Here is an 18,829-nt window from a genome sequence, read left to right as displayed (position 1 = left end):
CGGCGCGGCCCTCTTCCAGCCGAGCCCACAGGATCGCACCCCGGGTCGCGCGGCACGGCACCCACGCCCGATTGACCTGCGTCAACCCGTCCCGTCCGATCCGTGATAGCGCGGAGGGACCGCGTCGGAGATGGGCGCTGCATCGCGCGTCACGCCCTCCGCCGCCTCACTGCGAAGGGAGCCACGCCATGACGTCACACCTTACCCTGACCGCCGGAACCGGTCCGATCCGGGGCGCGCTCGGCGCCGCGCTGATCGGCCTCATGCTGTCCAGCCCTGCCGCCGCCTTCGACCGCGAGGCGCAGGTGAAGCTCGGCCAATCCGAATACATGGCCCATTGCGCGTCCTGCCACGGCGCCTCGGGCGGCGGCGACGGACCGGTCGCCGAGGTGCTCGCCAACAAGCCGCCGGACCTGACCGCGATCACCGCGCGCTACAGCGGCACCTTTCCCGAAGAGGCGATCCGCCAGCTCATCGACGGGCGCAACATGATCAATCCGCACGGGGATCGGGGCATGCCGGTCTGGGGGTACCGCTATTTCCAGAGCGCCACCGAACGCGCGGCGGGCGTGCCCCATGACGTCGATGCGCAGGCGCTGGCCTTCGGACGCGTCTCGGCGCTCGTCACCTATCTGGAATCCATCCAGACCGAGTAGCGGCCGCGCGGCCCCTCGCCCGCCGGTCCCACCGGCCGCCGCCGCGGCATCCGTGCCGAAGATGCACGGCGCCGCGGCGCCGCGCGCGCCTCAGCTTCGCGCGAAGGCCTCGCGCAGCGCGTGGTAGGAGGCCTTGGGGATGCGGGCCTGCGTCTCGTAATCCACGTAGACGATGCCGAAACGCTTGTCGTAGCCGAAGGCCCATTCGTAATTGTCCATGAGCGACCAGGCGAAATAGCCGCCCACCGGCGCGCCCTCGGCGATGGCCGCGTGGACCGCCTTCAGATGGTCGTCGAAATAGCCCACCCGCACCGGATCGCCGATCACGCCGTCGATCAGATGGTCGTCGCCTGCCATGCCGTTCTCGGTCACGAAGATGGGCGTCGCGCCGGTGTAGTCGCGCGCCAGCCGCACCAGAAGCGCGCGCAGCCCGTCGGGATAGATCTCCCAGCCCATGTCGGTCTTGGGCAAGGGGCCGGGCACGTCCTCGAAATGCGGCCAGAGGCTGTCTTCGAGATGCCGCAGCGTCGTGCGGGTGTAGTAGTTCACGCCCAGCCAGTCGATCGGCGCCGAGATCGCCGCCATGTCGTCCTGCCAGCCTTCGGGCATGTGCGGCGCCAGCGCGCCGGCGATGTCGGCGGGATAGGCGCCCTTGGTCAGCGCCTCGACGAACCAGCGGTTGTGGATGCCATCGAAGGTCCGTGCCGCGCGCTTGTCCTCCTCGGAATCGCTCGCGGCGTGGGGATGGGCGAAGTTCAGCACGATCCCGGCCTTGGCCCCGGGCGTGACCTCGCGGATCACCTCGAGCGACTTCGCATGGGCCAGAAGCACGTGATGCATCGCCCGCGAGGCCGCGCGGATGTCGCGCAGCCCGGGCGCCTGCAGGCCCAGGAAATGCGACAACCAGGCCACGCACCACGGCTCGTTGATGGTGGCGACGCTGTCCATCCGGTCGCCGATCCGCTCCAGCACGACGCGGGAATAATCGGCAAAACGCGCCGCCACGTCCCGGTTGGCCCAGCCGCCCTGATCGGCCAGCGCCGAGGGCAGGTCCCAGTGATAAAGCGTCAGCGACGCCTTCAGACCCCGCTCCGCGATCGCATCGGCCAGCCGGTCGTAGAAATCGAGGCCTTCGGCATTGGGCGTGCGCCCGTCCGGCATGACCCGCGCGAAGGAGGTCGAGAAGCGGTAGGTGTCGAAATTGCCGTCCCGCACGAGGTCGAGATCGGCCGCGTAGCGGTGGTAATGATCGCAGGCCACGGCGCCGTCCTCGCCGCGCACCACGTTGCCGGGCGTGGCCGCCCAGCTGTCCCAATGGGAAGGCCCGGTGCCGCCCGCGGCGGTGCCCTCGATCTGGTAGGCGGCGGTCGAGGCACCGAGCTGGAAATCCCGGGGGAAGTCCCCGCGCGAGAGTGACAGGCGCATGTCGTCTCCTGTGATGATCTGCGGATGGCGTGCGGGCAGCCGGCACGCCTCTGTGAACGCTAACAGGCGGCCCGGGCGGGGAAAACCGAAAACCCCGCATCCCGGGCTGCGCGCGGGCCTTCGGGGGCGAGCCCGCGGATTTTTTCCTGCACGGCGCGCGCTCTCCTCCTACACTCCGCCCATGGTCAGTATCGAATCCTTCGCCTTCGCAATCCTCGCCGTGCTCGCGCCCACGCTTGTCGTCTACACCGTCTGGCGCGCCATCGTGTCGGCGCGCACCCCCCAGGGTGCGGCGGCCTGGGTGGTGTTCATCCTCGCGGCACCCTGGTTCGCCCTGCCCTCCTACCTCGTCTTCGGACGGCACAAGCTGCGCCGCTACGAACGCGCGCGGCGCGTCTCGCGCGAATTGGCGCTCGATCTCGACAAGCGCACCGACACCCACCGCCCGAGCGAGGACCGCCGGGCGCTCTACGCCCCGTTCGAGCGGCTCGCGGGCATGTCGGTCGTGGGTGGCAACGAGGCGGCGCTGCTGATCGACGGGCAGGACACCTTCGCCGCCATCTTCGAGGCCATCGACGCCGCGAAAAGCTATATCTGCGTGCAGTTCTACACCATCGTCGATGACGGGCTCGGCGGCGAGCTGGCGGACAAGCTCATCGCGGCGTCCGAACGCGGCGTCGCGGTGCGGGTGATGTATGACGGCGTCGGCAGCTACAGCCTGTCCAGCGCCTATGCCGAAAGGCTGCGCGGGGCGGGCGTGACGATCCTCGATCCGCGCAAGGCGCGCGGCCCGACCAAGCGCTTCGAGGTGAATTTCCGCAATCATCGCAAGACCGTGGTCGTCGATGGCAGCGTCGGTTTCGTGGGCGGGCACAACGTCTCGGACCTCTATCTCGGGCAGGACGCGCCCGGCGGGCGCTGGCGCGACACCCATGTGGCGCTCTCGGGCCCGGTCGTGGCGCAGCTGCAGAATTCGTTCTTCGAGGATTGGCACTGGGCCACGCAGGAACGGCTCGACGAGGCGCTCGACTGGGCGCCGCCGTTGCGCGACGCGGACCTGCCCGCGCTGATCCTGCCCGCCGGTCCCTCGGACGAGATGGACACCGCCGCACTGTTCTTCTTCACTGCGATCTCGCGGGCGCAGTCGCGGGTCTGGATCGCCTCGCCCTATTTCGTGCCCGACGAGGCGATCCTCGCGGCCCTCAAGGCCGCGGCGCTGCGGGGCTGCGACGTGCGGCTGCTGCTGCCCAACCACGCCGATCATTACCTGACCTGGCTCGCGGCCCATGCCTATTACGACGAGGTCCGGGCCGCCGGCGTGACGATCCATCTCTACGATCCAGGCTTCACCCATCAGAAGGTCGTGGTGATGGATGACGACATGTCGGCGATCGGCACCGCCAATCTCGACAACCGCTCCTTCCGGCTCAATTTCGAGACCATGGCACTGGTCTTCGATCCCGCGTTCACCGCCGAGGTGGTCCGCATGCTCGAGGAAGATTTCGACGAGAGCACGAAGCTGGAGCGGCCCTTGTCCGAACAGCCGCTGTTCGTGCGGATGGGCGCGCCCTTCGCGCGTCTTCTTGCCCCGGTGCTGTGACAGGGCCCGCTGCGATGACCGAACTGACCCTCGCCAGCTACAACATCCGCAAGGCCGTCGGGCTCGACTGGAAGCGCGACCCGGCGCGCATCCTGTCGGTGCTGACCGAGATCGACGCCGATATCGTCGTCCTGCAGGAGGCCGACAAGCGGCTCGGCGCCCGGCCCTCGGCGATCCCGCATTTCCTGATCGAGCAGGAGACCGATTACGTGCCGGCCGATCTGGCCCGCAACAAGGTCAGCCTCGGCTGGCACGGCAACGCCATCCTCGTGCGCCGGGGCCTGCGGGTCGAGGATACGCGGCATTTCACCCTTCCCGGGCTGGAGCCGCGCGGCGCGGTCATGGCCCGGATCGAGGGGCTCAGCGTCGTCGGCACGCATCTGGGGCTCTTGCGCAGCTGGCGTCGCCGGCAGATGCAGCAGATCCGCCAGCATCTCGGCGAAGCGGCCTCGGGCGCGCTGATCGCGGGCGATTTCAACGAATGGTCCGACACGACCGGCTACGAGCCCTGGGCGCGCGACTTCACCCTCGTGACCCCGGGGCCCAGCTTTCACGCCGCCCGTCCGGTGGCCGCGCTCGACGGGATCGCCCATGGCGCGCGCGTCGCCGTGACCGAGGCGGGCGTGCATCGCGGCTCCCATGCGCGCGTGGCCTCGGATCACCTGCCGATCTGGGTGCGCCTCAAGCTCAAGACCGAAGATTGAGGCCGGGCCTCACGCCTCCAGCCGCGCGCCGGTCTCGGGATCGAACAGGTGCACGTCGCTCGTCTCGACCGAAAGACGCAGCGCCTCGCCTTTCTTGCCGGTGCCATGCACGCCCGGCAGGCTCGCGGTGAAGGACGCGCCGCCCGCCTCGTTGAGACGCCCGTGCAGAAGCGTGTTCGCGCCCAGGGGCTCGGAAAGCTGCACCTGCATCGACAGCGCCCCGTCCGGCGCGGGCTGCATGTGTTCCGGGCGCAGACCCAGCTTCACGGGCCCTGCCCGCACCGAGGTCTGGCAGATCGCCGCCTCGCCGAGCATTACGCGGCCGTCGCGGATCTGCGCATCGAGCACGTTCATCGCCGGGCTTCCGATGAACTGCGCCGCAAAAAGCGTGCGCGGCCGTTCGTAGACATCGAGCGGCGTGCCGATCTGCTCGGCCACGCCGCCATTCATCACGATCATCCGGTCGGCCATGGTCATCGCCTCGACCTGGTCGTGGGTGACGTAAAGCGCGGTTATCCCGAGCTTGGATTGCAGCTCCTTGATCTCGAGCCGCATCTGCACGCGCAGCTTCGCATCGAGGTTCGACAAGGGCTCGTCGAAAAGAAACACCGCCGGTTCGCGCACGATGGCGCGGCCCATGGCGACCCGCTGGCGCTGGCCGCCCGACAGCTGCTTGGGCCTGCGATCCAAGAGCGCCTCGAGCTGCAGAAGCTTCGCCGCTTCCTCGACCTTGCGGCGTATCTCGGCCTTCGGCAGGCCCGCGATTTTCAGCCCGTAGCCCATGTTCTGCTCGACCGACATGTGCGGGTAGAGCGCGTAATTCTGGAACACCATGGCGATGTCGCGCTCCATCGGCTCCAGATCGTTGGCGCGCTTGCCACCGATCAGGATATCGCCCGAGGTGACGGTCTCGAGCCCCGCGACCATGCGCAGAAGCGTGGACTTGCCGCAGCCCGAGGGCCCCACGATGACGATGAACTCGCCGTCCGCGATCTCCACGTCGATGCCGTGGATCACATGGGTCGCGCCGAAGCTTTTCTTGACGTTCTGAAGCGTGACTGTCGCCATTCTTATTTCTCGCTGTCTACAAGGCCGCGGACGAAGAGTTTCTGCATCGAGATCACCACGATCACCGGCGGGATCATCGCCAGGATCGAGGTCGCCATGATCGTGGGCCAATGGGCGAAGTCGTCGCCCGACGGGAACATCTGCTTGATGCCCATGACGATCGTGTTCATCTCGGGATCGGTGGTAATCAGCAGCGGCCAGAGATACTGGTTCCAGCCGTAGATGAACAGGATCACGAAGAGGGCTGCCACGTTCGTCCGGCTCATTGGCACGACGATGTCCCAGAAGAAGCGCATCGGACTGGCCCCGTCGACGCGGGCGGCCTCCGCGAGCTCGTCCGGGATGGTCAGGAAGAACTGCCGGAAAAGGAAGGTCGCCGTGGCGGACGCGATCAGCGGAAAGATCAGCCCCGAATAGGAATTCAGCATCCCGAAGCCCGCCACCACCTCATAGGTCGGCACGATCCGCACCTCGACGGGCAGCATCAGCGTCAGGAAGATGAGCCAGAAGAACAGGTTGCGCCCCGGAAAGCGGAAATAGACGATGGCGAAGGCCGACAGGAGCGAGATGACGATCTTGCCCACGGCAATGCCCACCGCCATGATCAGGCTGTTCAGCAGCATCGTCGCCACGGGCACGTTGACGCCCGAAAAGAGCGCGTTCTTGTAGTTGATGAGGAACTGGTCCCCGGGCCAGACCGGCATCGGCGGGCGGATGATCGCCTCCTGCGTGACCGTGGAGGCGACGAAGGCCAGCCAGATCGGGAAGAAGATCACGAAGACGCCCGCGATCATGAAGACATGGGTCAGCCACAGGCTCGATCCGCGCTTCTCGACCATGCCATGCACTTCGCGCGCCATCAGTAATGCACCTTCTTCTCGATATACTTGAACTGCAGCACGGTCAGCAGCCCGACCACGATCAACAGGATCACCGACTGCGCCGAGCTCGATCCCAGGTCCTGACCCACGAATCCGTCCGAGAAGACCTTGTAGACGAGGATCGTCGTGGCCTGTTGCGGCCCGCCCCCGGTGATCGTGTGAATGACGCCGAAGGTCTCGAAGAAGGAATAGACCACGTTGACCACCAGCAGGAAGAAGGTGGTGGGCGACAGAAGCGGCAGCACGATGGTGAAGAAGCGCCGCCAGAAATGCGCGCCGTCGATGGCCGCGGCCTCGATCACCGATTTCGGCACCGCCTGCAGGGCCGCGAAGAAGAACAGGAAGTTGTAGCTGATCCGCCCCCAGGCCGAGGCCACGACCACAAGGCCCATCGCCTCGCCGTCGTTCAGAACGTGGTTCCAGTCATAGCCCAGCTGGCCGAGATACCATGAGACGACGCCGACGCGGGTGTTGAACATGAACAGCCACAGGACACCGGCGACCGCCGGGGCCACCGCATAGGGCCAGATCAGCAGCGTCCGGTAGGTGCCCGAGCCCTTGATGAGCCGGTCCGCCAGCACCGCGAGGAACAGCGCCGGGATCATCGAGCAGAGCGTGACGAGGATCGAGAAGATCGCGGTGGTCACGAAGGAGGCGCGATAGAAGCGGTCGTTCAGCAGATATTCGAAGTTCCCCAGCCCCACGAATTGCGACGACAGCCCGAACGGGTCGGGGATGAACAGCGATTGCCAGACCGCCTGCCCCGCCGGATAGAAGAAGAACACCGCCGAGATGAAGACCTGCGGCGCGATCAGCAGAAGCGGCAGCATCCAGCCCTTGAAGGTGACGCGCTTTTCCATCAGAGCCCTCCTGTGGTATGACTGAGTAGCAACGTGGTGCGAAGGAGCAGGGCCGATGACCGTGAAACTCTCGATCTCACTGACCGACCGACAGGCGGCCTATGCCCGCAAGCAGGTCGAGGAAGGCCGCTTTCCGTCCACCTCCGCGGTGATCCAGCAGGCGCTGGAGGCCAAGCGGCGGGAAGATGAGGAATACGAGACGTGGAAGGCGGGCTTTTTCGGCATGCTGTCCGAGCGCGAGAAAGGGCCACACGTCGACTCGGACACGTTTCGCGACATGGTCGATGAGATGCTGAAAGAAGAACGCACGCGCCTTGGCCTGGTCGATTGAAGTCTCCACCACGGCGCGAGACGATTTGCGGGCCATCTACCGCTTTCTTGTAAAAACGCATCACGAAAGTTTTGGACATGACCTCGCGTCGGCAGACGCGCAGGCCAGCCTTAGAATAGACGTGATTACGCGAAGCCTCGAGAGGATCGCGAACGCCCCTCATATGGGCACCCGCATCACGACACCGGGCGGGACCTTCCGCTTCGTGTCCTTCGACCGGACCGTTTACTGGTTCCGCCTCAAGGCAGAAACAGAAACAGTCGTCGTCGAGAGCATATTCCATGGCGGTCAGGATCATCTCGGTCGGATGATGGCGCGGCTGATGGCCGAGGGCGACGGCTGACCCGCCGCCCCCGCCAAGACCTCAGCGCGCGGCCTGCTCGAAGCGGCGCAGAAGCTGGTCGCCCCGCTCCTTGGCGCTGTCGAGCGCTTCCTGCGCGGTCTTGTCACCGGCCCAGACGCCTTCCAGCTCCTCGTCGATGATCCCGCGGATCTGGTCGAAGGAGCCGAGCCGCAGGCCCTTCGAGTTGGCCGTGGGCTCGTTCGTGGTCATCTGGATCACCGCGACGTCGGTGCCGGGGTTCTCGTCGTAGAAGCCCGCCTCGCGGGTGGCCTCGCCCGCCGCCGTGGTGATCGGCAGGTAGCCCGTGTCCTGGTGCCACTGCGCCTGCACCGGGGTCGAGGACAGGTAGGCCAGGAATTCGCCGACGCCGTTGTATTCATTGGGCTCGTGGCCTTCCATCACCCACAGCGAGGCGCCGCCGATGATGGTGTTCTGCGGCGCGTTGCCCACGCCTTCCCAATAGGGCAGCGGACGCACGTCGAAGTCGAACTCGGCCTCGGCGCTGATGCCCGCATAGCCCGCCGAGCTTTCGGTGAAGAGCGCGCATTCGCCCGAGCGGAAATTGGCCCCGCCCTCGTTGCGGCGGCCGGTATAGATGAATTTGCCCTCGTCGGCCCATTCGCCCATCTTGGTGATATGCGCGACCTGCGCCTCGCCGTTCAGCAGCAGTTCGGTGTCGGTGCCCGCAAAGCCGTTCTCCTGCGAGGCGAAGGGCACGTCGTGATAGGCCGAGAAGTTCTCGAGATGGATCCAGCTCTGCCAAGCGGTCACGAGCGGGCATTCCTCGCCGGCCTCGGCCAGCTGATCGAGCACGGTCTCGACCTGGCTCCAGGTGGTCAGGTCCACATCCGGATCGATGCCCGCGCCTTCGAGCCGGTCGCGGTTGACCCACAGCACCGGCGTCGAGGAGTTGAACGGCAGGGACAGCATCTGGCCGTCGGTGGTGGTGTAATAGCCCTTCACCGCGCCGATATAGGCGTCGGGATCGAACTCGGCGCCGCTTTCGGCCATCACTTCGTAGACCGGGCGGACCGCGCCCTCGGCGGCCATCATGGTGGCGGTGCCCACTTCGAAGACCATCAGGATATGCGGCTGTTCACCGGCACGGAAGGCGGCAATGCCCGCGTTAAGAGTCTCGGAATAATTGCCCTTGTGGCTCGCCACGACCGTGTAGTCGGATTGCGATGCGTTGAAATCCTCGACCTGCGCGGCGACAAGCTCGCCCAGACGGCCGGTGAATGCGTGCCAGAATTGGATTTCGGTCTGTGCGCTGGCCGCGATCGGCGTCAGCGCAGTTGTTCCCGCGGCAAGAATGCCGAGCGTAAGTGTTTTCATGTAATCCTCCCATTGCGCCTTTGCGGCGCCGCTCTTGTCCCGCGACGGAGCGCCGGGGATGCCGGCCGCGTCGCGATGCGGCCAGCCTATCCCGGAGGCCCCGGATGGCAAGTCTCGAATGCAGCGGGCGACGCGGAAACCCGAGGCCGGACGGACCGGCCCTCCGGCCCCATCGGAGCCCGGCAAGGCGCAGCGCTCGGAGCCCCGCCGCGCCGCGCCTCAGCGGATACGGTCTCCGGTCTCCAGATCGAAGACGAAGATGTCGCCCGGCGCGCAGCTCACATCCGCCCGCGCCTGCCGGTCTATGCGCTCGCGGCCGCGGTCCTCCACGATCATCCGCTCGCCGGTCTCGGCCACGAGATAGGCGTAGGACACGCCGCCCAGCGCCTCGGTGAGATCGGCCTCGAGCGCGTCGCCCTCGACCAGCGTCAGGTGTTCGGGGCGGATGCCGACATGCACCTCGGTGCCCGCCTGCGGCAGGCTGACCTGCGGGCGCAGATTGCGCCCCAGCCCCGGCACCGCGACCCCGTCCGCCTCGACCGTGCCGCGCAGGAAATTCATCGCGGGCGAGCCGATGAAGCCCGCGACGAACTTGTTGTCCGGATCGTTATAAAGCGCCATCGGCGCGCCGACCTGCTCGATATGACCCGCGCGCAGCACGACGATCTTGTCGGCCAAGGTCATCGCCTCGACCTGGTCATGGGTGACGTAGATCATCGTCGCGCCGATCTCCTTATGCAGGCGCGCGATCTCGACCCGCATGTCGACACGCAGCTCCGCATCGAGGTTCGACAGCGGCTCGTCGAAGAGAAACACCTCCGGCCCACGCACGATGGCCCGCCCGATGGCGACCCGCTGCCGCTGCCCGCCCGACAGCGCCTTGGGCTTGCGCGAAAGGTACTCTTCGAGCTTGAGGATGCGCGCGGCCTCGTCGACCTTCGCCTTGATCTCGGTCTTGGGATGGCCGGTCATCTTGAGGCCGAAACCCATGTTCTCCTCGACGGTCATGTGGGGATAAAGCGCGTAGGTCTGGAAGACCATCGCCACGCCCCGGTCGGCGGCATCGACGCGGGTGACGTCGCGCGCGCCGATGCGGATCGTGCCCTCCGAGGTCTCCTCGAGCCCCGCGATCATCCGCAGAAGCGTGGACTTGCCGCAGCCCGAGGGCCCCACGAAGACGCAGAATTCCCCCTCCTCGATCCCGAGGTCGATCCCGTGGATCACCTGGGTCGCGCCGTAGCGCTTGATGGCTCCGGACAATTCTACGCGGGACATATCCTGCCCTTTCTCATTGTGTGGTTGCGGGATGCGCGGCCCCGGTCAGCTTGCGGATCAGCGCGGTCTCGGTCGGATCGTAGGGCGCGCCGTCGGGATGCAGGATGTCGTGGAACCAGACCCGCCGGTCGGCATGGCCGCCATGCTGCGCGACCAGCGCTTCGGGCCAGGGCAGATGCGTCTGGGTCCGGCCCTGCACGAAGCCCCACTGGAAACAGCCCACGCCCCGGTCCCGGAACAGCGGCAACTGGTCCTCGATGCGCGAGCCGACCGGGCGCGCCATCCATTCGGTGCAAAAGACCGGCCGGCCATGGGTCTCGAGATGGTCGATGAACCGCGCCGCCGAGGCCGCGTTGCAATAGGCGTGGAAGGTCACGATATCCGACAGCGCCACCGCCTCGCGGTCGATCTCGGACTGGAACGGCACCTCGTCGCTGCCGACCTGCGGGGTCATCCAGGCGCCCACACTCAGCGGCTGGTCGGGCCCCGCGGCGCGCGCCCAGTCGAAGGCCGCCCGCATCAGCGCGAGGCTGTGCGGCGCCAGCCGAGATCCGAGAACATCGTGTAAAGCGGGATGAAGACCGCCTGCTCCGGCACCATCAGCCCGATCAGGCACAGCACCGCGATGGGCGTCTTGAACGGAAAATCGAGCCGCGCCAGCGCGTAGCCCGCCGTGGTCGAGACCGCGGGCACGCCCAGCGTCATGCCGACCGCCACGACGATCGAGTTCACGAACCACATCGGCGTCTGCCCGAATGCGAAGAGGGCCGCGTAATTCTCCGCCGTGAAGGGGATCGGCACCAGCCCGAGAAAGGTCGAGGACGTGGTCCGCGCCAGCACCTCGTTGGGCTGGAAGGACAGCGACACCATCCAGAGCGTCGGCACCAGCCACAGGAAGGCCGGGATCGCCAGTGCGGTGACGAGCCAGTAATAGCTGCGGTTCAGCATCACCCCTTCTCCTCCCGACCGACGAGGAACTGCACCACCGAGAAGGCGCCCATGATGAGGAACAGGAACACCGCCATCGCCGAGGCGCGGCCGAGCTCGCTGTCGCGGAAGGCGGTCTGGTAGATGTAGCGCACCAGCACCTGCGTCTCGTCGTTGGGGCCGCCTTGGGTCATCAGGTGCGACTGTCCGAAGACCTGGAAATGCAGGATAATCTGCAGGACAACGACCAGCGTGATCGTACGCTTGAGGTTCGGAAGCGTGATGTACCAAAAGGCCCGCGCGCCCGTGCAATGGTCGAGCGCGCCCGCCTCGAAGAGATCCTTCGAGATGTCCTGCAGCCCCGCGAGAAACAGGATCATCGCGATGCCGAGCGACCACCAGATCGTTGCGATCACGATGGCCGCCATGGCGAAACGCTCGTCGGTGAGCCAGGTGATCGGCGAGCCGCCGAAAAGCTCGATGATGTTCGCGATCAGGCCCTGCCGGGGCGAGAACATGATCTGCCAGATCAGCGTGACGACGGTGACCGACAGTACCTGGCTGAGAAAGAAGAGCGTGCGCAGCAGCCCCATCGCCCGGGTCTCGCGGTTGAGCGCGGCGGCGATCAGAAGCGCCGAGAGGGTCACACCCGGCACGGTCAGCGACACGAAGAGGACGGTGTTGCCCACGGTCGGCCAGAAACGGCGGTCGAACCAGCGCCCCTCCTCCCCGGCATGCACGCCCGCGATGCCGAAAAGCGCGGCCCCCGCCAGCCCGAGGGCGACGGCGCTCGCTCCGCTGAGGCGGCGCGCGCGGTTCAGCGCCACCGCGGCGGCGACGGCCAGAAGGCCCGCCATCTGCAGTGCGGGCCGCCCCGCGGGCAGCACCGCCTACCGCGTGATCGGCCTCATGTTCGACGAGATCGCCACCAGCCCCTTCGCCTCCATCTCGATCGAGGGGCTGCAGGAAGAGGCGTGGAAAGAGGGCGTGATCGTCGAGGTGGTGATGACCGGCGGGCATCCCGGGCACGAGACGGCGGTGCTGAACAAATGGGCCGCCGACGGGGTGCATGGCGTGGCCTATGCCTCGATCCTGACCCGCGAGATCACGCCGCCCGACGCGCTGGCGCGGCACAACGCGGTGCTTCTCAACTGCCTCGACGCGACCGGGCGCTATCCCTCCATCGTCCCCGCCGAGCGGCGCGGCGGCGAACTGGCCACGCGGACGCTGATCGAGGCCGGGCACAAGCGGATCGCCTTCATCACCGGCGAGCCCTGGATGGACGCCTCGATCCAGCGGCAGGAGGGCTATCTGCGCGCGCTGCGCGATGCCGGGCTGCCGGTCGACCCCGCCCTGATCGTCGAGGGCAACTTCCTGCCCAGCGGCGGCCATGCGGCGACGGTAGCACTTCTGGAGGCGGCCCCGGATCTCGACGCCATCTTCTGCGCCAACGACCTCATGGCCATCGGCTGCTACGAGGCCCTGAAGGAGCGCGGCCACCGCATCGGCGAGACCATCGCGGTCATGGGCTATGACGACCAGGAAGTCGCGCAGCACCTGTCGCCCGCCCTGACCACGGTGCTGCTGCCGCATCGCGAGATGGGCCAATGGTGCGCGCGGCGGCTTCTCGACGACGGGCCCGTCGGGCCCGAGAAGATGCGCCTCGAAGGGCCGGTCATGCTGCGCGGCTCGCATCTTGCACCGTTGCGGCCCGCGGCGCGCGACTGACGGCTCCTGCCCCGTGCCGTATCGGCCCGGGCCGCAGGATCGGGAGTGGATCACACGACGGGGGGCCGCCCCGCCGCCCCCGGCTTTCCCCGAGGCCGCAGGAAACCGCACACCTTTCCCCCGCCCGGCCTCACGTGCGATACCCGATACCGACAGGCGGGAGGATAACCGAACATGCACGATCTCGACGGCATCACCGTGGTGGCACTGGAACAGGCGGTCGCGGCACCCTACGCGTCCGGCAGGCTTGCCGATGCCGGCGCGCGGGTCATCAAGGTCGAACGCCACGAGGGCGATTTCGCCCGCGGCTATGACGCGCTCGTCGACGGCGAAAGCGCCTATTTCGTCTGGCTCAACCGGGGCAAGGAATCGATCCGGCTCGACGTGAAGGACGCCGCCGATCACGCGCTGATGGCGCGGATGCTGGCCGAGGCGGATGTCTTCATCCAGAACCTCGCCCCCGGCGCGGCAGCCCGGCTGGGCTTCGGAGCGGAGGCGCTCTGCGCGCAATATCCCCGGCTCATCTGCTGCTCGATTTCGGGCTATGGCGAGGACGGCCCCTACCGGGACCAGAAGGCCTATGACCTGCTGATCCAGGCCGAAAGCGGGCTCTGCGCGATCAACGGCACCGAAGACGGTTCGGCCCGCGTGGGCGTGTCGGTCTGCGATATCGCCGCCGGGATGACCGCGTTCCAGGCGATCCTGCAGGCGCTCTTCGCGCGTGAGCGCACCGGCAAGGGCCGCGCCATCGAGGTGTCGCTGTTTCACGCCATGGCCGATTGGATGAATGTGCCTTACCTGCAGACACGCTATGGCGGCAAACCGCCCGCGCGCGTCGGGCTGAAACACCCGACCATCGCGCCCTACGGCGCCTATGATTGCGCCGACGGCAAGGCGGTGCTGATCTCGATCCAGAACGAACGCGAATGGGCGCGGCTTTGCGCCGAAGTGCTGGAGGATGCGGATCTCGCCACCGATCCGCGCTTCGTCTCGAATGCGCAGCGGGTGGCGCACCGGGGCGATCTCGAGCCGCGTGTCTCCGCCGTCTTCGCCGCCCTTCCGCGCGAGGCGATGATCGAACGGCTGCAGGCCGCCAGGATCGCCTACGGGCGGCTTTCGGACCTCGACGATCTTCTCGCGCATCCGCAGAACCGGCTCATCACCGTGCAGACCGGCGCGGGCGAGATCGAGATGCTGGCGCCCGGCGCGGTGGTGCGCGGCACCGCCCCGCGCTACGGCGCGGTCCCGGCGCTCGGTGCCCATGACGAGGCCCTGCGCGCGGAGTTCGGCGCGCAAGGCGGCTAGCGACGCCGCGCCAGCGCCCTTGACTTGCCGCCCCACCTGCGGGGCAAGATCGCCCGGCGGGGCTGAAGATCACGCGAAAGGGAGGCGGCATGCGATTGAAAGACAAGACGGCATTGGTCACGGGCGGCGCGTCGGGCTTCGGCGCGGCCATCGCGGAGACCTTCGCGCGCGAAGGGGCCGCGGTGACCATCATGGACCTCAACGGCGATGGCGCAGAAGCCGTGGCCGCACGGATCGGTGGCAAGGCCGTTCAGGGCGACGTGACCAAAGCCGCCGATATCGAGGCCGCGGTAAAGGCCGCGCAAGGGCCCGATGGCCGCCTCGATATCGTGGTGAACAATGCCGGCTGGACCCACCGCAACAAGCCGATCATGGACGTGACCGAAGAGGAGTTCGACCGCCTCTACGACGTCAATGTCCGCTCGATCTTTCACATGACGCGGGCCTGCCTGCCGGTGATGCGCGCGCAGGGCGGCGGCACCATAATCAATATCGGCTCGACCGCGGGCATCCGGCCCCGCCCCGGCCTGACCTGGTACAATTCCACCAAGGGCGCGGTGAACCTGCTGTCGAAATCCATGGCGGTGGAGCTGGCCCCGGACCGGATCCGCGTCAATTGCGTGGCCCCGGTGATCGGGGCGACGGGGTTGCTCGAAAGCTTCATGGGGGTGCCCGACACGCCCGAGAACCGCGCGAAATTCGTCTCCACCATTCCGCTCGGCCGTATGTCCGAGCCGCGCGACATCGCCAATGCCTGTCTCTACCTCGCCTCCGACGAGGCGGAGTTCATCACCGGCACGATCCTCGAAGTGGATGGCGGGCGCACCATCTGAGCGCCCCGCGAAAGGAGCCCGCGATGCGGTCAGCGATCACCTATCTCTTCGTTCCGGGCGACCGACCCGAGCGCTTCGAAAAGGCACTGGCCTCGGGCGCCGACCGGGTGATCCTCGATCTCGAGGATGCGGTGCGCCCCGAGGCCAAAGAGGCCGCCCGCGCCGCGATCCGCGCCGCCGATCTCGACTGGTCGCGGGTGGCGGTGCGCATCAACGATGCCGCGACGCCATTCTTCGCCGACGATCTGGCCTTTCTCGCGGGCTGTGCGGCGGGCGCGGTGATGATCCCCAAGGCGCAGGGCGTCGAGGTGCTGGCCCGCGTGGCCGGGGCGCTCGGGCGCAAGGCCGAGCTGCTGCCGCAGATCGAGACGGTGCCGGGCCTCGAAGCGGTGGGCGCGATCCTTGCGCATCCCATGGCCCGCCGCGCCGTCTTCGGCCATCTGGATTTCTCGCTCGATCTCGGCGCCGCGCCAGACTGGGAACCGCTGCTCTATGCCCGCTCCCGCCTCGTGGCGCTGTCGCGGCTGGCCGGCGCGGAGCCGCCGGTGGAGAGCATCACGGCCGAGATCCGCGATGCGGGCAAGGTGCGCGCCGATGCCGATGCCGCGCGCCGGCTGGGCTTCGGCGCCAAGCTTCTGATCCATCCCGCGCAGGTCGCCCCCGTGCGCGAGGCCTTCCTTCCCGATGCCGACCAGATCGACTGGGCCCGGCGCGTTCTGGCCGCCGTGGCAGAGGGCGCGGCCGGGGCCAGCACCATCGACGGCAAGATGATCGACAAACCCGTGGAAGAAGCCGCCCGCCGCATCCTCGCGCGGGCCGGAGAGGCCGATCCCTGACTGGACCCGACCGCGCAGCGCGCCAGCGACAGCCCGGTCGCGCCCGGTCGGGCAACCGCATGTAACGCGCCAGCAGAACGGCGCAGCGGAGAGCCCAAGCGACAGTGCGGTCATACAAATTCGAACCAGTGCGGTTAGGCCGAGCTTGCCGACCTTATGGCGGGCAGAGACCGCCCCACTCGGCCAGAGCGCTAGCGCGGTACCGCTTGAAACTGTCTCGGCTGGAAAAGCTTCGCTCCACGTTGAAATGGTTGCGCACGGAAGAGTGGATGGCGGCAACCTGCTGCAGGCTTCGCATGCGCCGAAACCGCAGCATCGCCCGCGCGTCGTCGCAGTAACGGGCGCGAATTCTCCGCGCGGGCGTCGATCCAGCTGACCTCGGTCTCATGATTGCCGTGCCCGAGCTCGCGGAAGGCCGCGCGGTAGGCTCGAAGCTTGTCCGTGCCCGATGTCTCGACGGACCCGTGACGTTTCATCGGTTTCCTTGGGTATTCTGCGCCGTCTTGCGGTCTCGCTGCTTCGAAAACACCCGTTCGAGCACGTCGCCCTCATGGTTAACGACACGCCACCGGTATGGGTCTTGCCGTTGCTCTTCACGGATACCTCGTCGAGGGGCCGGAGCCTTCGGTTCGAACGCAGCCCCTCGACCGGGCGCTTTCGGAACCCAGCGGCAAACATCGGGCCAAAGCGACTTCACCAGTAGCGCCCGATGTCGTGGCCAACTTCGCTGCCGAGCTGATGCAGCAGGTCCTCGACGTTCCGCAGCGACGGCGGAAATAGGACGTATCGCATAACTGCCAGGCGGATGATCTCCGGACTGATCCTGAAACAGCGGAACGGACTGCGCTTGATCATCGCAAAACCCTACGCAATCACCCCCGCTTCGCTGGAGACACGAAACCTCTGACCGTTTCAGGGTAGCGGCACTCTGCCAACGGTTCGCGAGGGTCCATGCGCCACCGCGGCAGGACCCTCGTGGGCTCGAGGCGCGCGATCAGTATCGGACCATGCGGCACCGACATACGCGGCGATATCGCGCAGCACCGCTGCGCGTCGGGGGACGCACCGGGCGGCGGCGCACGATCTGGCGGTGCTTGCGAATGATCCGCCGGCGGCGGCGCGGGTCGAGCGCTTGCGCAGTGTGCCTTGCAGCCGATTTCAAGACGGATTGCCGCGTCAATCTTTGCCCACTGGCAACGCGGCGCGCCTGGTCGGCGGCGGTCTTGCGCAGGATGGTCGGAACCGCCCGCGCCGCGTTCCTCACGGTGGTCGACCGCGATAGCCTGCCGAGAATTGAACGGCCCGCCTTCAACAGCATGGGGGCCGCTCTCTTCACCATCGGTAAGGCCCTGGCCGCGAGACCGGCCAGCGCGCCGAGGAAGGCATCTTCGTCGAGATCGTCATCCTCGAAGCCTTCCGCGAAATCGTCCGCGAGGGCTTCCATCGCCTCGATATCCTCGGGGTCAAAGAGGTCGTCACCGTCTTCGAAGTCATCGTCCTCGAAGCCGAAATCATCCTCGAAGTCGTCATCATAAAAGGTGTCCAGCATCATTCGGTTCCTTGTCTAGTGACAGTTCCCACGGGAGGATGTCCGCCCGATCGGCGCTCCGGGGCGTATGCGAACCCGGGTCATCATGAATGTTCGGGGTCTGACCGTTTCGCTCAAGCCCCCCGAATGAGGGCCACCGGACGGGGTGTCCCTCAGATGGGCTACCGCGCTCGGGCTACAGCATCCGGGCGGCTATCGGCACCCACGGCCGGCATGTTTGTCTTCCTCATGGACCACCGCCCGCCATGCGCCGCAGTTCGGTGCCGGCTTCTCGAATGGAGAGGAAAATGGAAGACGATCTTGATTATGAACTGCCCGAAGGCGACAGCGTGATGGATGCGTTCGGCGACGATTACGAGGACATGTTCGAAGACGACGAGGACGATTACCTCGCCTTCGAAGATGACGATTACGAGGACGACTTCTACGACGACGATTTCGAAGATGACATGATGTACGATGATGACTTCGAAGACGAAGACGACTTCGAAGACGACTTCGAAGACGAAAGCTACGAAGAAGACGCCTTCGACGACGCCGTCGCTTATGCCCTGACCGCAGAGGACGAGGACGAGTTCTTCAAGAAGCTCTGGCGCGGGATGAAGAAGGTAGGCCGCGGGATCAAGAAGGTGGTGCGCAAGGTGGCACCTGTCGTGGCCAAGGTCGCCTCGTTCATCCCGCACCCCGCCGCCCAGGCCATCGGGGCAGCCGCCCGCATCGCCTCGCGTCTGCGGTTCGAAGCCGAAGACGAGATCGAGGCCATGGAAATGGCCGCCGAAGCGGCCAAGACAGTGCCCGCCGCAGCCCTCGTCACCACGGCGCTCGCCGCCAAGCGCGTCACCGGTCGCAAGGGCAAGATGATGTCCAAGACAAAGCGCAAGCAGGTCGCCAAGCTGATCCGCCAGGCCGTCAAGGTGGCGAGCAAGAAGTCGAGCTCCGGACCGCAGGCCGTAGCGCAGATCGCCAAGCGGGTTGCGAGACAGGCCAAGGGCGCTTCTCCCGTCGCCAAGGCCGCCATGGTGAAGAAGGTCGCGCAGAAGGCCGCGCGCAAGCCTGGAATGGTCAAGGCGATTGCCCGCAAGGCGCGCCCCAGCGCAAAAGCCAAGGCACGCCGGATCGTCCTGCCAAAGGCTTCCGTGGGCCGCGCTGCCTAGTCCGCGCCACGCCCGGGGC

At 67.0% G+C, this 18,829-nt stretch carries 20 protein-coding genes and 1 pseudogene; 10 read left to right on the top strand and 11 right to left on the bottom strand.

Annotated features, from left to right (window positions below):
• Positions 1-188: 188 nt before the first annotated feature.
• Positions 189-656 (top strand): c-type cytochrome, encoded by a 468-nt coding sequence (locus BW990_RS14535; protein ID WP_076448963.1) that lies wholly within the window; start codon positions 189-191, stop codon positions 654-656.
• A gap of 90 nt (positions 657-746) precedes the next feature.
• On the opposite strand, the gene BW990_RS14530 is transcribed toward BW990_RS14535, so the two are convergent.
• On the bottom strand, positions 747-2,075 hold the full coding sequence (locus BW990_RS14530; protein WP_076449004.1) for a GH1 family beta-glucosidase: 1,329 nt from the start codon (positions 2,073-2,075) through the stop codon (positions 747-749).
• A 187-nt stretch (positions 2,076-2,262) separates the two neighbouring features.
• On the opposite strand from BW990_RS14530, the gene cls reads away from it, so the two are divergent.
• Both cls and BW990_RS14520 read left to right on the top strand, forming a co-directional pair.
• The gene (gene cls / locus BW990_RS14525; protein ID WP_076448961.1) at positions 2,263-3,681 is read left to right on the top strand and encodes a cardiolipin synthase; all 1,419 of its coding nucleotides are present in this window, start codon (positions 2,263-2,265) and stop codon (positions 3,679-3,681) included.
• A 14-nt stretch (positions 3,682-3,695) separates the two neighbouring features.
• Positions 3,696-4,385, top strand: coding sequence for an endonuclease/exonuclease/phosphatase family protein (locus tag BW990_RS14520; protein WP_076448959.1), 690 nt, complete (start codon positions 3,696-3,698; stop codon positions 4,383-4,385).
• Positions 4,386-4,394: 9 nt separating this feature from the next.
• On the opposite strand, the gene BW990_RS14515 is transcribed toward BW990_RS14520, so the two are convergent.
• Genes BW990_RS14515 through ugpA form a run of 3 tightly spaced genes read right to left on the bottom strand, consistent with a single transcriptional unit; the run spans position 4,395 to position 7,194 of the window.
• The gene (locus tag BW990_RS14515) at positions 4,395-5,453 is read right to left on the bottom strand and encodes a sn-glycerol-3-phosphate import ATP-binding protein UgpC (RefSeq protein ID WP_076448956.1); all 1,059 of its coding nucleotides are present in this window, start codon (positions 5,451-5,453) and stop codon (positions 4,395-4,397) included.
• Between the two features lie 2 nt (positions 5,454-5,455).
• On the bottom strand, positions 5,456-6,292 hold the full coding sequence (gene ugpE / locus BW990_RS14510) for a sn-glycerol-3-phosphate ABC transporter permease UgpE (protein ID WP_076449002.1): 837 nt from the start codon (positions 6,290-6,292) through the stop codon (positions 5,456-5,458).
• Positions 6,293-6,312: 20 nt separating this feature from the next.
• Positions 6,313-7,194, bottom strand: a complete 882-nt coding sequence (gene ugpA / locus BW990_RS14505) for a sn-glycerol-3-phosphate ABC transporter permease UgpA (RefSeq protein ID WP_076448955.1) — start codon at positions 7,192-7,194, stop codon at positions 6,313-6,315.
• Positions 7,195-7,249: 55 nt separating this feature from the next.
• On the opposite strand from ugpA, the gene BW990_RS14500 reads away from it, so the two are divergent.
• Both BW990_RS14500 and BW990_RS21495 read left to right on the top strand, forming a co-directional pair.
• Positions 7,250-7,525: a ribbon-helix-helix domain-containing protein gene (locus BW990_RS14500; RefSeq protein ID WP_076448954.1), complete on the top strand. Its 276-nt coding sequence runs from the start codon at positions 7,250-7,252 to the stop codon at positions 7,523-7,525.
• Entirely contained in the window at positions 7,509-7,868 is a 360-nt protein-coding gene (locus BW990_RS21495; RefSeq protein WP_143526213.1) for a type II toxin-antitoxin system RelE/ParE family toxin, read from the top strand. The genes BW990_RS14500 and BW990_RS21495 overlap by 17 nt, the downstream gene beginning before the upstream one ends.
• Positions 7,869-7,889: 21 nt before the next feature.
• Here the strand turns inward: BW990_RS21495 and ugpB are convergent, their stop codons facing one another.
• The 5 genes from ugpB to BW990_RS14470 form a co-directional block, all read right to left on the bottom strand.
• Positions 7,890-9,203, bottom strand: a complete 1,314-nt coding sequence (ugpB, locus tag BW990_RS14490; protein ID WP_076448952.1) for a sn-glycerol-3-phosphate ABC transporter substrate-binding protein UgpB — start codon at positions 9,201-9,203, stop codon at positions 7,890-7,892.
• 219 nt (positions 9,204-9,422) lie between these two features.
• Positions 9,423-10,478 (bottom strand): ABC transporter ATP-binding protein, encoded by a 1,056-nt coding sequence (locus BW990_RS14485; protein ID WP_076448951.1) that lies wholly within the window; start codon positions 10,476-10,478, stop codon positions 9,423-9,425.
• A gap of 13 nt (positions 10,479-10,491) precedes the next feature.
• On the bottom strand, positions 10,492-10,998 hold the full coding sequence (locus BW990_RS14480; RefSeq protein ID WP_076448950.1) for a hypothetical protein: 507 nt from the start codon (positions 10,996-10,998) through the stop codon (positions 10,492-10,494).
• Positions 10,998-11,426, bottom strand: coding sequence for an ABC transporter permease family protein (locus BW990_RS14475; protein ID WP_076448949.1), 429 nt, complete (start codon positions 11,424-11,426; stop codon positions 10,998-11,000). The genes BW990_RS14480 and BW990_RS14475 overlap by 1 nt, the downstream gene beginning before the upstream one ends.
• Entirely contained in the window at positions 11,426-12,262 is an 837-nt protein-coding gene (locus tag BW990_RS14470; protein WP_083950622.1) for a carbohydrate ABC transporter permease, read from the bottom strand. Before BW990_RS14470 ends, BW990_RS14475 begins: the two co-directional genes overlap by 1 nt.
• Before the next feature lie 40 nt (positions 12,263-12,302).
• Between BW990_RS14470 and BW990_RS21065 the strand changes: the two genes are divergently transcribed.
• From BW990_RS21065 to BW990_RS14450, 4 genes are all read left to right on the top strand, one after another.
• Positions 12,303-13,133: a substrate-binding domain-containing protein gene (locus tag BW990_RS21065; protein ID WP_076448946.1), complete on the top strand. Its 831-nt coding sequence runs from the start codon at positions 12,303-12,305 to the stop codon at positions 13,131-13,133.
• A 174-nt stretch (positions 13,134-13,307) separates the two neighbouring features.
• Positions 13,308-14,438, top strand: coding sequence for a CaiB/BaiF CoA transferase family protein (locus tag BW990_RS14460; protein WP_076448944.1), 1,131 nt, complete (start codon positions 13,308-13,310; stop codon positions 14,436-14,438).
• 89 nt (positions 14,439-14,527) lie between these two features.
• Positions 14,528-15,271 carry a glucose 1-dehydrogenase gene (locus BW990_RS14455; protein ID WP_076448942.1) on the top strand — a complete coding sequence of 248 codons (744 nt, stop codon included), beginning with the start codon at positions 14,528-14,530 and terminating at the stop codon, positions 15,269-15,271.
• A gap of 23 nt (positions 15,272-15,294) precedes the next feature.
• The gene (locus BW990_RS14450; protein ID WP_076448940.1) at positions 15,295-16,107 is read left to right on the top strand and encodes an HpcH/HpaI aldolase/citrate lyase family protein; all 813 of its coding nucleotides are present in this window, start codon (positions 15,295-15,297) and stop codon (positions 16,105-16,107) included.
• Positions 16,108-16,261: 154 nt separating this feature from the next.
• Here BW990_RS14450 and BW990_RS14445 read toward each other — a convergent pair.
• A pseudogene (locus BW990_RS14445) lies at positions 16,262-16,962 on the bottom strand (DDE-type integrase/transposase/recombinase).
• Positions 16,963-17,101: 139 nt separating this feature from the next.
• Positions 17,102-17,656, bottom strand: a complete 555-nt coding sequence (locus BW990_RS14440; RefSeq protein ID WP_143526211.1) for a hypothetical protein — start codon at positions 17,654-17,656, stop codon at positions 17,102-17,104.
• Positions 17,657-17,943: 287 nt separating this feature from the next.
• On the opposite strand from BW990_RS14440, the gene BW990_RS14435 reads away from it, so the two are divergent.
• Complete coding sequence (locus BW990_RS14435) at positions 17,944-18,810, top strand: hypothetical protein (protein ID WP_076448938.1); 867 nt, start codon at positions 17,944-17,946, stop codon at positions 18,808-18,810.
• Positions 18,811-18,829 lie beyond the last annotated feature (19 nt).

The sequence above is a fragment of the Roseivivax lentus genome (assembly GCF_900156805.1).
In the GTDB taxonomy this organism is placed as follows: Bacteria; Pseudomonadota; Alphaproteobacteria; order Rhodobacterales; family Rhodobacteraceae; genus Roseivivax; species Roseivivax lentus.
This window is presented reverse-complemented; position numbering and strand designations above follow the sequence as displayed.

Coding starts and splice junctions, on each gene's coding strand:
- BW990_RS14535 (WP_076448963.1), top strand. CDS start 189: ATGACGTCACACCTTACCCTGACCGCCGGAACCGGTCCGATCCGGGGC.
- cls (WP_076448961.1), top strand. CDS start 2,263: ATGGTCAGTATCGAATCCTTCGCCTTCGCAATCCTCGCCGTGCTCGCG.
- BW990_RS14520 (WP_076448959.1), top strand. CDS start 3,696: ATGACCGAACTGACCCTCGCCAGCTACAACATCCGCAAGGCCGTCGGG.
- BW990_RS14515 (WP_076448956.1), bottom strand. CDS start 5,453: ATGGCGACAGTCACGCTTCAGAACGTCAAGAAAAGCTTCGGCGCGACC.
- ugpE (WP_076449002.1), bottom strand. CDS start 6,292: ATGGTCGAGAAGCGCGGATCGAGCCTGTGGCTGACCCATGTCTTCATG.
- ugpA (WP_076448955.1), bottom strand. CDS start 7,194: ATGGAAAAGCGCGTCACCTTCAAGGGCTGGATGCTGCCGCTTCTGCTG.
- BW990_RS14500 (WP_076448954.1), top strand. CDS start 7,250: ATGACCGTGAAACTCTCGATCTCACTGACCGACCGACAGGCGGCCTAT.
- ugpB (WP_076448952.1), bottom strand. CDS start 9,203: ATGAAAACACTTACGCTCGGCATTCTTGCCGCGGGAACAACTGCGCTG.
- BW990_RS14485 (WP_076448951.1), bottom strand. CDS start 10,478: ATGTCCCGCGTAGAATTGTCCGGAGCCATCAAGCGCTACGGCGCGACC.
- BW990_RS14480 (WP_076448950.1), bottom strand. CDS start 10,998: ATGCGGGCGGCCTTCGACTGGGCGCGCGCCGCGGGGCCCGACCAGCCG.
- BW990_RS14475 (WP_076448949.1), bottom strand. CDS start 11,426: ATGCTGAACCGCAGCTATTACTGGCTCGTCACCGCACTGGCGATCCCG.
- BW990_RS14470 (WP_083950622.1), bottom strand. CDS start 12,262: ATGGCGGGCCTTCTGGCCGTCGCCGCCGCGGTGGCGCTGAACCGCGCG.
- BW990_RS14460 (WP_076448944.1), top strand. CDS start 13,308: ATGCACGATCTCGACGGCATCACCGTGGTGGCACTGGAACAGGCGGTC.
- BW990_RS14455 (WP_076448942.1), top strand. CDS start 14,528: ATGCGATTGAAAGACAAGACGGCATTGGTCACGGGCGGCGCGTCGGGC.
- BW990_RS14450 (WP_076448940.1), top strand. CDS start 15,295: ATGCGGTCAGCGATCACCTATCTCTTCGTTCCGGGCGACCGACCCGAG.
- BW990_RS14440 (WP_143526211.1), bottom strand. CDS start 17,656: ATGCTGGACACCTTTTATGATGACGACTTCGAGGATGATTTCGGCTTC.
- BW990_RS14435 (WP_076448938.1), top strand. CDS start 17,944: ATGGAAGACGATCTTGATTATGAACTGCCCGAAGGCGACAGCGTGATG.